Source organism: Bordetella ansorpii (genome assembly GCF_900078705.1).
Classification (GTDB): domain Bacteria; phylum Pseudomonadota; class Gammaproteobacteria; order Burkholderiales; family Burkholderiaceae_B; genus Bordetella; species Bordetella ansorpii_A.
Window position 1 is genome coordinate 959,059 of sequence record NZ_FKIF01000007.1, and the last position, 15,273, is coordinate 974,331.

14 protein-coding genes are annotated in these 15,273 nt (G+C 69.0%); all 14 read right to left on the reverse strand.

Translation table 11 applies throughout. From position 1 onward, the window contains the following. Nucleotides 1–58: 58 nt before the first annotated feature. The 14 genes from A6745_RS20020 to A6745_RS20085 all read right to left on the reverse strand — a co-directional run bounded on the left by A6745_RS20020 (nucleotide 59) and on the right by A6745_RS20085 (nucleotide 14,989). The gene (locus A6745_RS20020) at nucleotides 59–1,285 is read right to left on the reverse strand and encodes an efflux RND transporter periplasmic adaptor subunit (RefSeq protein WP_066130976.1); all 1,227 of its coding nucleotides are present in this window, start codon (nucleotides 1,283–1,285) and stop codon (nucleotides 59–61) included. A gap of 179 nt (nucleotides 1,286–1,464) precedes the next feature. Continuing rightward, nucleotides 1,465–2,646: a DUF3734 domain-containing protein gene (locus A6745_RS20025; protein ID WP_066130977.1), complete on the reverse strand. Its 1,182-nt coding sequence runs from the start codon at nucleotides 2,644–2,646 to the stop codon at nucleotides 1,465–1,467. Beyond that, nucleotides 2,647–3,237: a DUF4136 domain-containing protein gene (locus A6745_RS20030; protein WP_082853196.1), complete on the reverse strand. Its 591-nt coding sequence runs from the start codon at nucleotides 3,235–3,237 to the stop codon at nucleotides 2,647–2,649. A 133-nt stretch (nucleotides 3,238–3,370) separates the two neighbouring features. Further along, nucleotides 3,371–4,165, reverse strand: coding sequence for an ABC transporter ATP-binding protein (locus A6745_RS20035; protein ID WP_066130983.1), 795 nt, complete (start codon nucleotides 4,163–4,165; stop codon nucleotides 3,371–3,373). Between the two features lie 3 nt (nucleotides 4,166–4,168). After that, a complete protein-coding gene (locus A6745_RS20040; RefSeq protein ID WP_066130986.1) occupies nucleotides 4,169–5,056 on the reverse strand; it encodes an ABC transporter permease in 888 nt (295 codons plus the stop codon). 109 nt (nucleotides 5,057–5,165) lie between these two features. Further along, nucleotides 5,166–6,140 (reverse strand): ABC transporter substrate-binding protein, encoded by a 975-nt coding sequence (locus A6745_RS20045; RefSeq protein WP_066130989.1) that lies wholly within the window; start codon nucleotides 6,138–6,140, stop codon nucleotides 5,166–5,168. A 193-nt stretch (nucleotides 6,141–6,333) separates the two neighbouring features. Next, the gene (sodC, locus tag A6745_RS20050) at nucleotides 6,334–6,864 is read right to left on the reverse strand and encodes a superoxide dismutase family protein (RefSeq protein ID WP_066130991.1); all 531 of its coding nucleotides are present in this window, start codon (nucleotides 6,862–6,864) and stop codon (nucleotides 6,334–6,336) included. 145 nt (nucleotides 6,865–7,009) lie between these two features. Then, nucleotides 7,010–7,978 carry a Bug family tripartite tricarboxylate transporter substrate binding protein gene (locus A6745_RS20055; RefSeq protein ID WP_066130994.1) on the reverse strand — a complete coding sequence of 323 codons (969 nt, stop codon included), beginning with the start codon at nucleotides 7,976–7,978 and terminating at the stop codon, nucleotides 7,010–7,012. A gap of 194 nt (nucleotides 7,979–8,172) precedes the next feature. Beyond that, nucleotides 8,173–9,714 carry a malonate--CoA ligase gene (locus tag A6745_RS20060; protein WP_066130997.1) on the reverse strand — a complete coding sequence of 514 codons (1,542 nt, stop codon included), beginning with the start codon at nucleotides 9,712–9,714 and terminating at the stop codon, nucleotides 8,173–8,175. Between the two features lie 5 nt (nucleotides 9,715–9,719). Beyond that, nucleotides 9,720–10,448 carry an enoyl-CoA hydratase/isomerase family protein gene (locus A6745_RS20065; protein ID WP_231886062.1) on the reverse strand — a complete coding sequence of 243 codons (729 nt, stop codon included), beginning with the start codon at nucleotides 10,446–10,448 and terminating at the stop codon, nucleotides 9,720–9,722. Between the two features lie 188 nt (nucleotides 10,449–10,636). Next, the gene (locus A6745_RS20070; protein WP_066131000.1) at nucleotides 10,637–11,941 is read right to left on the reverse strand and encodes a malonyl-CoA decarboxylase domain-containing protein; all 1,305 of its coding nucleotides are present in this window, start codon (nucleotides 11,939–11,941) and stop codon (nucleotides 10,637–10,639) included. Beyond that, a complete protein-coding gene (locus A6745_RS20075) occupies nucleotides 11,892–12,665 on the reverse strand; it encodes a GntR family transcriptional regulator (protein WP_066131004.1) in 774 nt (257 codons plus the stop codon). The genes A6745_RS20070 and A6745_RS20075 overlap by 50 nt, the downstream gene beginning before the upstream one ends. 235 nt (nucleotides 12,666–12,900) lie before the next feature. Beyond that, a complete protein-coding gene (locus tag A6745_RS20080; protein WP_066131007.1) occupies nucleotides 12,901–13,689 on the reverse strand; it encodes a class I SAM-dependent methyltransferase in 789 nt (262 codons plus the stop codon). 118 nt (nucleotides 13,690–13,807) lie between these two features. After that, the gene (locus A6745_RS20085) at nucleotides 13,808–14,989 is read right to left on the reverse strand and encodes an acetyl-CoA C-acyltransferase family protein (protein ID WP_066131010.1); all 1,182 of its coding nucleotides are present in this window, start codon (nucleotides 14,987–14,989) and stop codon (nucleotides 13,808–13,810) included. Nucleotides 14,990–15,273: the final 284 nt, after the last annotated feature.

A 15,273-nucleotide genomic window follows, 5' to 3' on the forward strand; every position in this document is an offset into this window, starting at 1 on the left:
GACTCGTAAAGCGCTGCTCACGGACGGGGAACGCGGCGCGTCATGCGCCGCGTGCCGCTCATTTCTGGCCTTGCTGGCCCTGTTGCTGGCCTTGCGCGGCGGGCGGCTGGCCGGCGCCAGGTTGCCCTGGTTGCCCCGCGCCACCGCCCTTCTTCCAGGGCGTGGCCTGCACGGGCGCGCCCGGGCGGATCTTCTGGAAGCCTTCGACGATGACGACGTCACCCGCCTTCAGGCCGTCCGTGATCACCCATTCGTTGTCCACCACGTTGCCGGTGGACACGGAAATCTGGGCGACCTTGTTGTCGCGCACCACCATCAGGCTCTGCTTGCCGTCGGGCGTGCGCTGCAGGGCCTGCTGCGGCACGCGCAGGGCATTCTCGTCCACGCCCTGCTCGACGCGCACGCGCACGTACATGCCGGGCAGCAACTCGTTGCCCGGGTTGGGCACCTCGGCGCGCAGCGTGACCTGACTGGTCGACGGGTCGACCGTGATGCCGGTGAACAGCAGCTTGGCGGGTTGCTCGTAGGGCTTGCCGTCTTCCAGCAGCACGGTAACGCGGGCGCCGTCGCCCACCCTCTGCAACTTGCCCGAGGCCAGCGCGCGGCGCAGGTCGGCCAGTTCGGAGGTGGACTGCGTCAGGTCGACGTAGACCGGATCGAGCTGCTGCACCAGCGCCATCTGCGTGGCCGAGCCCGACTCGACCAGCGCTCCTTCGGTGACCAGCGGACGGCCGATGCGGCCATCGATGGGCGAGGTGACGTCGGTGTAGTCGAGATTGATGCGCGCCGAGGTCTGCGTGGCGCGGGCGGCGGCGACGGCGGCCTCGGCCTGGCGGAACGAGGCCACGGCGTTGTCGTACTCCTGCTTGCTGACCGCGTTGGCCTTGACCAGCGGCGCGTAGCGCTCGGCCAGCACCTTGGCGCTGAAGAGGTCGGCCTGCGCCTGCTTCAGTTGCGCCGTGGCCTGGTCATAAGAGGCTTGATAAGGCGCGGGATCGATCTTGAAGAGCTTCTGGCCTTTCTTGACGTCGCCGCCCTGCTCGAAGGCGATCTTCTCGACGATGCCGGTGACGCGCGCGCGGATCTCCGCATCGCGCACCGCGTCGACGCGGCCCGGCAGTTCGGAGACGATGGGCGTGCGCTGCGGCTGGACCGTGACGACGCTGACCTGCGGCATCATGCCGCCGGGGCCGCCACCCTCTTCCTTCTTGCCGCAAGCAGCCAGGCTGAACGCCAGGATGGTGGCAGCACTTATGACGGAAAAACGCTCATGGGAAAGACGCATGGGGTCCTCAAGCTTGAAAAAGCGTGTTCTGCGGGGCGATACCGGCCAAAAGCCCGGGAGCCCGGACGTGCTGGAAGGCCGCTACTGTAGCGAAAGTTTTTTAGCTTTTATTAAAAGCGGGCCCGATCCGACGAAACGCGGGTCTTTTGCGACGTGCCGCTCCCCTATCGGCGCACACTTTACCGCGAATCAGCGGCGCTGCGGTGCACGTCGTGGGTGATGAAACTCTGGTCCACCGTGGGCTTGTCCAGCACGCCCGGCTGGGCCAGGGTGCGGCGGATGTCGGCCAGGCCGAACCGCCAGTGCTCGCGCATGGCCTCGGTGCTGAACTCGTAATCCTTGGACTCGCGCTCGTAGTGCTTGGCCTGGTAGATCAGGTTCACCACATTGACCAGCGGCGTGCAGGCCTGGGCCCGCAGCTCGGCCAGGTCGGGGCTGTTGCGCTGGTCGGCGGGCAGGCGCTCCAGCAGGGTCTGCAGGCCGTGGCGCAACTGCAGGATCTTGCGGTAATTATCCGTAACCAGGCGCGTGCGGCTGGAATACTGGATGTCTTTCTGCCGCTGCGCCACTTCGTCCATGCTGGTCGGCAGTTTGCCGCGCGCCGGCCAAAGGTCGACCTGGAAAGCCAGCGTGTCGGGCATGGGATGCACGCGCAGCACCTCGGCCAGCGGCGTATTGGAGACGATGCCGCCGTCCCAGTACGACTGGCCGTCGACATCGACGGCCGGAAAACCCGGCGGCAGCGCGCCCGAGGCCATGATGTGCTCGGGGCCCAACGGTTGCCGCGTACTGTCGAAATACGCAAAGTTGCCAGTACGCACGTTGACGGCGCCGAAGCTGGCGCGCACCGCACCGCTGTTCAACAGTTTGAAGTCGACGTACTCGCGCAGCGTGGCCGCCAGGGGCGAGGTGTCGTAGAAACTGGTGGACGCCGCGCCCGAATCGCGCAGCAGGTAGGGCGATGGCACGCGTGGCGTGAAGAAACCGGGCTGGCCCTGGGTTAGCGCCCGGAAGGCGGCCAACTGGCCCGTGACCATGGGCGAGCCGAAGCCGAACGGCATGCCGCCGAACAGGCCCGCCAGCGTCTCGCCCCACGGCAGACCGGCAAAGCCCGTGGGGCGGCAGATGGCTTCCCAGAAACCGCGCAGCCGCGCCACCCGCTCATCTTCCGGCGAACCGGCGATGATGCCCGCGTTGATCGATCCGATGGAGATGCCCGACACCCAGTTGGGCCGGATGCCTGCTTCGTGCAGGCCTTCGTAGACGCCCGCCTGGTAGGCGCCCAGCGCGCCGCCGCCCTGCAGCACCAGCGCGACGGTTTGGTAGTTCGGCAGCTTGGAGGAGGATTTGCGTGATGCCATTCACTGCACCGGCAGTTGCGGCGCCGACACCCCGGCGCGGAAGGGATAGCGTGCGTAGAGGCGCGCCACGGCCTGGCCGACCTGTTCGGGCGACGGGACCAAGGCCGTATCGCCCACCAGCCCGACGCTGACGCCTTCCCACACCAGTTGCTTGCGGCGCGCGTCGACCACGTCGATGTTCAGGGTGCCTTCGGAATACCGCAGGTCCGGCCCGCCGAAGGGATGGCCGGGCCAGCCCGAATAGAAGCCCGTGCGGTAGCCCCAGACGGGCAATGGCGCGCTGCCGCCGCCGGGCGCGCCCACGGTTTTCTCCTCGACCTTGGCGCTGAAGTTGACCAGGAGATCGGGGTCTCGCTCGGTGTAGGTATAGCCGCGCATTTCCATCTGGCCGCGCGCGGCGGCCTTCAGGCGGTCGGCCAGTTGCGTGCCGTGGCCTGGCTGGCCGGCATCGGCGGCGGCCGCGAAGCCGAAGGTGCGATAGCGCCCGAAATCGGCGTTGCGGTCGTAATCGCTGCGGATGGACGGCCCCGAGGCGCAAGCGGCCAACAGGCCGCAGGCGCAGGCCAACGCCAAGATGCGCGGCAAGGAAATCATCGGTGTACAGCTCCTGGAGGCAGCGCGACCATGATGCCGGGAAGCCCGCCGGGACGCAACCGGGGCGCCGTCGAGAATGGACAGGGCCCCTGCCCGCCGCGAAATGGCGGACAGGATGCCCCCCAACGCGTCAGCCCAGCAGCAGCGCGTCGTCGGCCAATTGTTCGCCGCGCACGCGCTCGAACATGGCCAGCAGGTCCTTCACGTCCATGCCGCGGCGTTGCTCGCCGGACACGTCCAGCACCACTTCGCCCTGGTGCAGCATCACCGTGCGCTCGCCCACGTCCAGCGCCTGGCGCATGCTGTGCGTGACCATCATGGTGGTCAGCTTGTTTTCGGCCACGATGCGCGCCGTCAGTTGCAGCACGAAGTCGGCGGTGCGCGGATCGAGCGCGGCGGTGTGCTCGTCCAGCAGCAGGATGCGCGAGGGCTGCAAGGCCGCCATCAGCAGGCTGACCGCCTGGCGCTGGCCGCCCGACAACAGGCCGATGCGGTCGGTCAGGCGGTTCTCCAGTCCCAGGCCCAGCGTGGCCAGGCGCTCGCGGAAGTTCTCGCGCATGCTGGCCCTGACCGCGCGGGACAGGCCACGGCGCGCGCCGCGCCTCTGCGCCAGCGCCATGTTCTCTTCGATGGTCAGGTCTTCGCAGGTGCCCGCCATCGGGTCCTGGAAGACGCGGGCCACCAGGCTGGAGCGTTCCCAGACGGGCCGGCGGGTGACGTCGTGGCCGTCGATGCCGATGCTGCCGCTATCGACGGACAGGTCGCCCGACACGGCATTCAGGAAGGTCGACTTGCCGGCGCCGTTAGAGCCGATGACGGTGACGAACTGGCCGCTCGGAATCTCCAGCGACAGCCCGCGCAGCGCGCGCGTCTCGATGGGCGTGCCGGCATTGAAGGTGATGCGGAGGTCTTTTGCGCTGAGCATGATTTACCCCTTCTTGCCGGCCAGGCGGCGCTTGAGCATGGGAATCACCAGCGCGATCGTGACCAGCACCGCGGTGACCAGGTTGAGGTCCTGCGCCTGCAGGCCGATGAAATCGCTGTTCAGCGCCAGCGCGATGAAGAAGCGGTACACGATGGCGCCGATGATGACGGCCAGCGTGGCCATGACCAGTTTGCGCGACGGCAGGATGCTCTCGCCCACGATGACCGCGGCCAGGCCGATGACGATGGTGCCGATGCCCATCGAGATGTCGGCGCCGCCCTGCGTCTGCGCGAACAGCGCGCCCGCCAGGCCGACCAGCGCGTTGGACAGCGCCATGCCGCCCAGGATCATGGCGCCGGTATTGACGCCCTGCGCGCGGGCCATGCGGCCGTTGGAGCCGGTGGCGCGCATCGCCAGGCCGGTCTGCGTGCCGAAGAACCAGTCCAGCAGCAGCTTGGCGATGATCACCACGAAGACCAGGATGACGGGACGCGCCACGTAGTCGCTGAGCCACTCGGGCTGCAGCAGCGTGAAGACGGTGGGTTCGGTGATCAGCGGCACGTTGGGCTTGCCCATCACGCGCAGGTTGATCGAATACAGCGCGATCATCATCAGGATGCTGGCCAGCAGGTCCATGATGCGCAGCCGCACGTGCAGCCAGCCGGTGACCAGGCCCGCGGCCGCGCCCGCGAACGTGGCGGCGATGGTCGAGGTGAAGGGATCGTAGCCCGCCGAGATCAGCGTGGCACAGACGGCGCCGCCCAGCGGGAAACTGCCGTCGACGGTCAGGTCGGGAAAGCGCAGCAGCCGGAACGAGATGAGTACGCCCAGCGCGACCAGGGCGAACACCAGGCCGATTTCCAGCGCGCCCAGCAATGAGAAAAGAGACATGAAAGAGAACACGGCCGGCCGGGTCTCGTGAACGCGGCCGGCGCCTCCTTGGTTTCGTTAGGAAGAAGGCGGGCCGGCGGCCGCGTGGGCCGCCGCGCCCGATGCGGCATTACTTGATGACTTGCGCGGCGGACTTGACCAGGGCGTCGGACAGCGTGACGCCTTGCTTGGAAGCGGCGCCCGGGTTCACGTACAGCTCGAGCTTGGAGCTGGTTTCCGACGGGATGGCGCCGGGCTTCTCGCCCTTCAGGATGCGCACGACCATGCGGCCGGTCTGCATGCCCAGGTCCTTGTAGTTGATGCCCAGGGCGGCAATGGCGCCGCGCTTGACGCTGTCGGTGTCCGAGGCGACCAGCGGGATCTTGGCATCGTTGCCGACCTTGACCAGCGCCTCGTACGCCGACACGACGTTGTTGTCGGTGTTGGTGTAGATGACGTCGACCTTGCCGATCAGGCTGCGCGCGGCCGAGGCCACGTCCACCGAACGCGGCGCGGCGGCTTCGACCAGCGTCAGGCCGGCCTTGGGCAGCAGTTCCTGCATCTGCTTGACCACCACCACCGAGTTGGCTTCGCCGGGGTTGTAGACCATGCCCACGCGCTTGGCCTGCGGCACGACCTTCTTGATCAGATCGATCTGCTTGTCCAGGGCCAGCAGGTCGGACACGCCGGTGACGTTGGTGCCGGAAGCCTGCATGCTGGGCACGAGTTGCGCCGCGACCGGATCGGTGACCGCCGAGTAGACCACGGGCACGTCCTTGGTGGCGGCCACGACGGCCTGCGCGGACGGGGTGGCGATGGCCACGATGGCGTCGGGACGGTCGCCGACGAACTTGCGGGCGATCTGCGCGGCGGTGCCGGTGTTGCCCTGGGCGCTTTGATACTGCCACTTCAGCGACTTGCCGGACTCGTAGCCGGCCTGCTTCAGGGCTTCCTGCACGCCGTCACGCACGGCGTCCAGTGCGGGATGCTCGACGATGGCGGTGATGGCCACCGACTTCTGTTGCGCCACGGCCGGCGCGGCATGGATGGCCGCGGCCAGCGCCAGTGCGCCCACCGTCAGAAAATGTTTTTTTCCGATCAGCATTTCTTATGCTCCTTGCACCCTTTGGGTTGAATGATGGACATGCGCGGTCGCCGCCGGGTCCTCTCTCTACCCCGGCCAACTGGCATGAGACGCGTAGTCTAACGCGCCCAGGGCGCCGAGCGCCCCGGGGAATCCCTAAAGGTGTTGGCCGGCCCGGCGGCACAGGCTGTGCGGCGCCACGCAGACAGAGGGTCTATTTCACGACGCCGCACACGATGCGCGCCCCGCCACCGCCCAGCTTCTCGGGATGATCGCTGTGGTTATCGCCCCCCGCGTGCACCATCAGCGCATGACCCTTGAAGTCTGAAGCTTTCAGGCGCGGGGCCAGCACCGGATAGGTGGCCTTGCCGTCGGCCGCCACGTACAGCGCAGGCAGGTCCCCCTTGTGGCCGCTGTCGTCGTACGGGCCCTTGTGCGCGCCCGTCTTGTCCGGGTCCCAGTGCCCGCCCGCGGCGCCCGCCGGGACAGTCTTGCCGTCCACCGGCCCCGGATCGCACGAGCCGTTGGCGTGCAGATGGAAACCGTGCGCGCCGGGCGGCAACCCGAACAGGTCGGGCGTGAGCAGGGCGCCGTACTTGTTCTGCTCGATGCGGATCTTGCCGGCCGGCTGCTCCACGCCTTTCGGACTGACGAAGGACATCTCCACGGTCGTCGTCTGTTCGGCGGCCATCGCCCCCGAAGACATGGCGGCCATCAGCGCGCCAGCCATCACCATCTTCCTCATCGCCTGCTCCCTGTTTGTGCCGCGCCGCGGGCGGACCTGCCGCCACGGCGCCGGACGGGTGATCGGCCTTCCAGTGTAGGGACCCGCGCAGGCGGCAGGTTTGACATTCGGTAAGTGGCCGGGCGGGCGCGCCCGGCCCGCGCCGTCACTCCAGCGTCACGCCGGAATCCTTCACCACCTTGGCCCAGCGAGCGACTTCGCTGTTGAGGAAGGTGCCGAAGGCCGGCCCGGTCATGTCGGGGATGGCCGAGCCGTTGCTGGCCCAGATCTCCTTGATCTTGGCGGATTGCAGCGCGCGGGTGACGTGGGCCGTCATCTTGTCGACGGCCTCTTTCGGGGTGCCGGCCGGCGCCCACAGGGCATACCAGGTCGAGACCTCGTAGTTCGGCACGCCGGCCTCGGCGGCGGTGGGCACGTCGGGGAAGGACGGCGAGCGCTGCGGCGATGCGACCGCCAGCGGCCTGATGCTGCCGCCGCGGATGTGCGTGGCCGAGGAGCCCAGGCCGTCGAAGGCCAGGTCGACCTGGCTGCCGATCAGCGCCGACAGCATCGGGCCCGCGCCCTGGTAGGGCACGTCGACCAGCTTGATGCCGGTCTGCATGGCGAACAGCTCGCCGGCCAGATGGTGCGTGCTGCCCTTGCCCGCCGTGCCGAAATTGATCTGGCCGGGACGCGCCTTGGCGTACTCGATCAGTCCCTTGACGTCCTTCACGGGCAATTTGGGATTGACCACGATGACCTGTGGCGGCTGCGCCAGCAGCGCGACCGGCACGAAATCCTTCTGGATGTCGTACTTCAGGCTCTTGTACAGGGAAGGGGCCAGCGCATGATGCGCGCCGCCCATGAAGAAGGTGTAGCCGTCGGGCTGCGCCTTGGCGGCGAAGGACGCGCCGACGGTGCCGCCCGCCCCGCCCTTGTTGTCGATGACCACGCTCTGGCCCAGTTGCGAGCCCAGTTGCTGGGCCAGCGGCCTGGCGAAAGTGTCGGTGCCGCCGCCCGCGGGAAAGGGCACGACGATGGTAATGGGGCGTTCGGGCCACTCGGCCGCGGCGGGCGCGGACGAGAGAACCGCGGCCAGCGCCAAGGCGGCCACGCCGATGGTGGGTTGTCTCATGATGTCTCCTCTTTGGTACAGCGCAGGACGGTACGTGTGTCCGTCTTGTTATATGGCCAGCCTGGTCCACGCGGACCGGAACCGGATCGGTGAATCTGCAGCATCCAAAGCAACGCGCAAGGGTGAGAGTGGGACTCCTGTTTCAAGGGGATGAGATGGCCGGCGGCGGGCTCGTCACCGCCGGCCCCGCAAGGCTACAGCGCCTGGTAGGTATCGCGCAGCACGTTCTTCTGCACCTTGCCCATGGTGTTGCGCGGCAGTTGCTCGATGACGTGGATGCGCTTGGGCACCTTGAAATTGGCGATGCGCGACTTCAGTTCGGCCTGCATGGCCGCGGCGTCCAGCGCGGCGCCCGTGCGCGGCACCACGACCGCCACCACCGCCTCGCCGAAATCGGGATGCGGCACGCCGATGACGGCCGATTCGGACACGCCCGGCATCTCGTCGATCAGCGTCTCGATCTCTTTCGGATAGACGTTGTAGCCGCCCGAGATGATCAGGTCCTTGCTGCGGCCCACGATGGACAGGTAGCTGTCGGGCGCGGCGCGGCCGCCGGCCTCGCCCCCCCAGCGGCCCACGTCGCCCGTCCTGAACCAGCCGCCCTCGGCGAACTCTTCGCGGGTCTTCTCCGGCATGCGCCAGTAGCCCGAGAACACATTGGGACCACGGACCTGCACGTTGCCGATCTCGCCCGGCGCCAGCGGCGTGCCCGCGTCATCGACCACGCGGACCTCGACGCCCGGCAGCGGCTTGCCCACCGTACCGCCCAGCCGCTCGCCTTCGCCGGCGTGGTAGGGGTTCGACGTCAGCATGACCGTCTCGCTCATGCCGTAGCGTTCCAGGATGGTGTGGCCGGTGCGCTCGCGGAAATCGTTGAAGGTTTCCGTCAGCAGGGGCGCAGAACCCGAGATGAACAGGCGCATGTTGCGGCACGCCTTCCTGTCGAAACGACGTTCGGCCAGCAGGCGCACGTAATAAGTGGGCACGCCCATCATCACCGTGCTTTGCGGCAGGTAATGCAGCGCCTGCTCGACGTCCAGCCTGGGCAGCCAGATCATGCGCGCGCCGGCCAGCAGCGCGCCGTGCGAGGCCACGAACAGGCCGTGCACATGGAAGATCGGCAGCATGTGCAACAGCACGTCGTCGGCGCGCCAGCCCCAGTACTGGTGCAGCGTGCGCGCGTTGGAAGCCAGGTTCCCGTGCGAGAGCATGGCGCCCTTGCTGCGGCCGGTGGTGCCCGAGGTGTACAGGATCGCGGCCAGGTCGTCCGGCTGGCGTTGCACCGTGTCGAACGCCTGCGGCATGGAGGCTGCGGCTTGCAGCAGCGTGCCGCCGCGGTGCTCGTCCAGCGTGTAGACATGGGCGGTGCCGGCCTTCCCGGCGGCCCGCTTGACCCATTCCAGGTTGGCGGGCGAGCACACCACCACGGCGGGCTCGGCGTTGCCCAGGAAGTATTCGATCTCGGATTCGCGATAGGCGGTGTTCAACGGCAGATAGACCAGCCCCGCGCGCAGCGTGGCCAGGTACAGCAACAGCGCTTCGGGCGACTTCTCGACCTGCACGGCCACGCGCGCGCCTTCGGGCAGATTCAGCGAATCCAGCAGGTTCGCCAGGCAGGCGCTGGCGCGGTCGATGTCGTCCCAGGTGTAACGCAGGTCGGGCGTCTCCAGCGCGACCTTGCTGCGATCGGCGGGAAAGCCGCCTTCCAGCACGGCATACAGATTGGCGTTGCTCACCTTGTCTAGTCTCCGGTAAAGGTGGGGGACTGGCCGGCCAGGAAGGCGCGCACGCCCTCGCGGTGGTCGCGGCTGTCCGCATAGGAAAAATAATCGTCGTACTCGGCTTCCGAAAGCGGCGCGGCATCGAGCAGGCGGCGCGACTGGCGCTTGTTGATGCGCGCGGCCAGCGGCGCGCCGCGCTGGATGCCCGCCACGCAGTCTCGCACCGCATCGGCCAGCTCGCCATCGGGGACAGCCCGAGTCAGCAGGCCCAGGCGCAGCGCCTCGGATGCGCCGAACACCCGTCCTTCCAGCAGGATGGCCAGCGTGGCGGCGCGGCCAGCCAGGGCCAGCAGGCCCTGCATCTCTTCCGGCGCCATGGGAAAGCCCAGCCGGTTGATGGGCACGCCGAAGCGCGCGGACTCGGCGGCGATGCGCAGGTCGCACTGGCTGGCGATCTCCAGGCCGCCTCCCACGCAGACGCCCTCGATTTCGGCCACCACGGGATGCGGGCAATGGGCCACGGCGCGCAGCGCGGGCGCCAGCACCTCGCGGTGATAGTGCCGCACGGCGGCCCGGTCGCCGCGCACCCGCGGAAACTCGCGGATGTCGGCGCCGGCCGCGAAATTGCCGCCTTCGCCCGCCACCACCACGCAGCGCAGGCTGCCGTCGGCGGAAAAGGTATCGAAGGCCTGGCGCAGTTGCCGCCACATGGCCACCGTGATGGCGTTCAGGCGGCCAGGATGGGACAGCGTGACGCGGGCGACGGCGCCATCGCGCTGGACGAGGACACGGTCCGAGGCGGCGCTGTCCGCAGCGGCCGCCGCCTGACCGGCGCTGGCGCCGCCGGCGCCGGCGCGGGGCGGCAGGTCCGGCTGCTGGGCAGCCCCATCCACGACGGCACGCGTGCGCGCGCCGTCCGGCCGACCGGCCCCCGCCGTCATGCCAGGCGCGAGATGGCGCGGCTGGCGGGCGGCTTGCCCTGGCCCAGGCGCGTCAGGTTCTCGTCCAGCTTGTCCAGCTCGTACAGGTAGTTGACCATCATGCCGCAGGACTGCCGCAGCCCATTCTCGGACACGTCGGCCGCCCAGTTGACGCGTTCGGCGCGCGCGCCGTTGCCCATGTGGAAGCGCGCCACGGGGTCCAGCGGCTGGCCGTTCCTCAGCGTCTGCACGTAGTGCGCGGCCAGGCGCAGGCCGGCACGGCGCAGCGCCTCGCTGGGCTTGCCCTTGGCCGACCGCGCCAGGCGCTCGGCCCAGCGAGCGCCATCCGGCGCGCCAGCGCTGACCTTGCTCTTGCTTTCACGCACGATCTGCTCGACCTCCTGCGCGGACAACTTCGACAACCAGTCGCGCAGGCCCGGCATGGGCGACAGCGTGGCGAAGGACTTCAGCTTGGGCGCCTCTTCCAGCAGGCGCTCGATGACGCGCTTGAGCAGGAAATTGCCGAAGCTGATGCCGCGCAGGCCCGCCTGCGTGTTCGAAATGGAATAGAAGATCGCCCAGCGCGACTTGTCCATGTCGGGCGCGGGCGCCTGCGTGTCCAGCAGCGCCTGCACGTCGTCGGCCATCTGTGGCGCGAACGCGACCTCGACGAAGATCAGCGGCACGTCGGGCATCTGCGGATGGAAATAGGCATAACAGCGGCGGTCGCCCGCCACGCGATGGCGCAGGTCGTCCCAAGAGCGGATCTCGTGCACGGCTTCGTAGATGATCAGCTTTTCGAGCAGCGACGCTGGCGAATCCCAGGTCAGGCGGCGCAGTTCGAGCAGGCCCACGTCGAACCAGGCCGACAGCAGGCCTTCCAGTTCCTTGTCCAGCCCCTGCACGCCCGCCACCTGCTTGCGCCAGCGCAGCATGTCGGCGCGCAGTTCGACCAGGAAGCGCAGGCCGTCGGGCAAGGCATTGAAGCGCTTGAACAGGCGCGCGCAGCCTTCGCCACGCTCGCGGCTGGCCTCGGCCGCCTGGGCCAGCGCGCCCAGCATGGCGCGGCGCCGCTTGCCGTCGGCCGCCGCATAGCCGGTGCACCACAGCCGCGCCAGCTTGTTGGCGGCCACGTCGGTCAGGCGCGCGGCCAGCAGCGGTTCGACCGCGGCCGCGTCCGGCACGGGATCGCGCTCCCACAGCCGGCTGATGCGCGCCATCAGGCCGCTGGCTTCGGCAACGTGATCCGGCTCGCTGGCCGGATCGGAGACTTCAGGGGCGCGCGGGGCGCGCGCGCGGGCGAGCGTTTCGGGGGCGGGCATGGGCGTCGGACTCCGGCAGGGCGAGGTGGGAAATCAGGTTGGGCACGGCGGGGGCGGCGGCAGGCACGGCCTCTTGCGTGGCCAGCGTGCGCAGGGCGTCGAACTGGCGCAGCAGATGTTTGCGCGCCAGCGCCTCGGCGCCTTCGGGATCACGCGCCTTGAGCGCGGCGAAGATGGCCAGGTGCTCGGCGCAGGATTCCTCGATGCGGCCCGGCAGCGCCAGGCTTTTGTGGCGGAACAGGCTGAGGACCTTGCGCAGGCCGCCGACCATGTCGGACAGCCAGCGGTTGTCGGCCAGGGCCTGCACGGCCTCGTGGATGCGGGCGTTGGCCTCGTAGTAGTCGTCGATGCGGCCGGCGGCGGCATGCGTGCGCAGCGCGCGGTGCAGCGGCTCCAGCGCCTTCAGGTCGGAGGCGGATGCCTTCTGGGCGGCCTCGTAGGCGCAGCGCCCTTCCAGCATGGCCATCAGCGGGAAGATCTGTTCGAGATCGGCCACCGAGAGCTCGCTGACGAAGCAGCCGCGGCCGGGTTCCAGCCGAACCAGTCCCTCGGTGGCCAGCACCTTGAGGGCCTCGCGCAGCGGCGTGCGCGAGATGCCCAGCAGGCCGGTCAGCGCGGCCTCGTCGATCCAGGCGCCCGCGGCCAGCGCGCGCGAACGGATCATGTCGCGCAAACGGTCGGCGACTTCGAGGTACAGCGCCTGGCGGACGATGGGAACGGTCATGGGCGGCGGACTCGCTAAAACCATAATTCATAATTATGGACAGCCCATGATAGTGCCGTTTTTCCGGGCCGGTAAGCCCCGGCCCCTTATATTTCGATGGTGCGGCGCGGCAGGGATGCACGCTCGGCACTGCCGGGCCGGAGGGCGGCACCGCGCCTGGGCGCGGGCGCGCGCCTGACGCAGGCCCCGCCACCAGGCGGCGAAGGCCTCGCGGCAGGCCCGGACCTATCCGCGCCTAGAAATGCAGCACGCCATCCACGGCATGCGGCATCAGCGACTTCGCCCAGCGGCGCGCCGGCAGGCCGTAGGTGGATTCCACGACTTCGGCGCGCGCCATCAGGTCCGCCGCGCTGACGCGCAGGTCGGGCCCGTTGAACGCCAGCACGATGCGGTTGCCGGCATCGATCTCGGGCAGCAGCACGATGCGGCCGTCGAACACCTTGCTCAGATTGCCGATGTTGCGGCTGAAGCTCTCATGCTTGCCGAACAGGTTCACGGCCAGCATGCCCACGTCGCCCAGCACCTGGCGGCAGCCCATGTAGAAGCCGACGGAATCGCGCACCGGCCCCTGCGCCTGCGCGTCGTACAGATCCACCAGCAGCACCGGACAGGTGCCCGCATTGGCGGGATCGATCACCCACTGGCCCGCGTCATCGTGGTGGATGGTCAGGCGCGGCGACCGCGGCAGGCGGAAGAACAGGTGGCACACCGAGGTGACGCGCGGATTCCACTCCACCACCGTCACGTCGCTGCGGGTGTGCTTCAGGCAGAAGCGCGCCAGCGAGCCCGCTCCCAGGCCCAGCAGGCCGATGGGGCCTTCGCGCGGAGGCTCCAGGAACAGCAGCCAGCCCATCATCTGGGCGGTGTACTCCAGCACCAGTTCGGCGGGATCGTCCATGCGCATGGCGCCCTGGACCCACTCGGTGCTGAAGTGCAGATAACGGATGCCGTCGGACTCGGAGAGCGACGGCATGTCTGGCGGCGCGGACGCGGCGCCGCGCGTTGAGGCGGGGGATTTCGGCATGGCGCATTGTAGCGATGCCGGCAACACGGGCGCATCGGGTATGGGAGGCGTCCGGTTCCGTGACCCGCGACGCGCCGTGCCCGCACGGCGCGTCAGCGTGATCGGGCCCCGGCGGCGATCAGACGCGCTCGAAGATCGCCGCGATGCCCTGGCCGCCGCCGATGCACATCGTGACCAGCGCATAGCGGCCGCCGACGCGCCGCAGCTCGTGCAGCGCCTTGACGGTGATGATGGCGCCGGTGGCGCCGATGGGGTGGCCCAGGCTGATGCCGCTGCCGTTCGGATTGACCTTGGCCGGATCGAACTTCAGTTCGCGAGACACGGCGCAGGCCTGCGCGGCGAACGCCTCGTTGGCCTCGATCACGTCCAGCTGGTCCACCGTCAGGCCGGCGCGCTTCAACGCGGCCTGCGTGGCAGGCACCGGGCCGATGCCCATGATCTCGGGGTCCACGCCGGAGTGCGCATAGGCCACCAGGCGCGCCAGGGGTTTCACGCCGCGCTTGGCGGCCACGGCGGCATTCATCAGCACCACGGCGCCCGCGCCGTCGTTCAGGCCCGAGGCATTGCCGGCGGTGACGGTGCCCTCTTCCTTCTTGAACACGGTCTTCAGGCCCGCCAGGCTGTCGGCGGTGACGTCGCGGCGCACGTGCTCGTCGGTGTCGAACGTGACCTCGCCCTTGCGCGTCTTCTGGACGATGGGAACGATCTGGTCGCGGAAGTGGCCGGCGTCGATGGCGGCCGCCGCGCGGCGGTGCGACTCGGCGGCCAGGGCGTCCTGGTCGGCGCGGCTGATGCCGAAGCGCGCGGCGACGTTCTCGGCCGTGACGCCCATGTGCATGCGGCCGAACGGGTCGGTCAGCGCGCCGGTCATCATGTCCAGCATCGTGGCGTCGCCCATGCGCGCCCCCCACCGTTGCGCGGGCGCGATGTACGGCGCGCGGCTCATGCTTTCGGCGCCGGCGCCCACGGCGATCTCGGCATCGCCCAGCATGATGGTCTGCGCGGCCGACACGATGGCCTGCAGGCCCGAGCCGCACAGGCGGTTGACGTTGAAGGCCGGCGTTTCCTTGCCGATGCCGGCATTGATGGCGGCCACGCGCGACAGGTACATGTCGCGCGGCTCGGTGTTGATGACGTGGCCGACGGCGACGTGGCCCACTTCATTGCCATTGACGGCGGCGCGTTCCAGCGCGGCGCGGATGACGGCGGCGCCCAGGTCGATGGGCGGGACGTCCTTCAGCGCGCCGCCGAAATCGCCGATGGCGGTACGGACGGCGGAGGCGACGATGACTTCGTTCATGGCACTGCTCCTCTCATATAAGTGATCTGACGCGGCGCTGCATGCGCAGTCCCACGGGCGCGCCGCCTGCTGGCCTGCCCGATGGAACGCCGCAGTGCAGCAATCATACTCGCGGGCCTGGGACCCGATGCCGGCCAGGCGATAGGAAATGCGTATGGCATTTCCTCAAAAAAATATTGGACGCCCGCGCAAGCCGCGCGGGATAGTCCAGCCTGGATGGCGCTGCGCCAGACGCCTGCGCATGCGCATGCGAATGCGAATGCGGCCACACAAAAGCCACGACG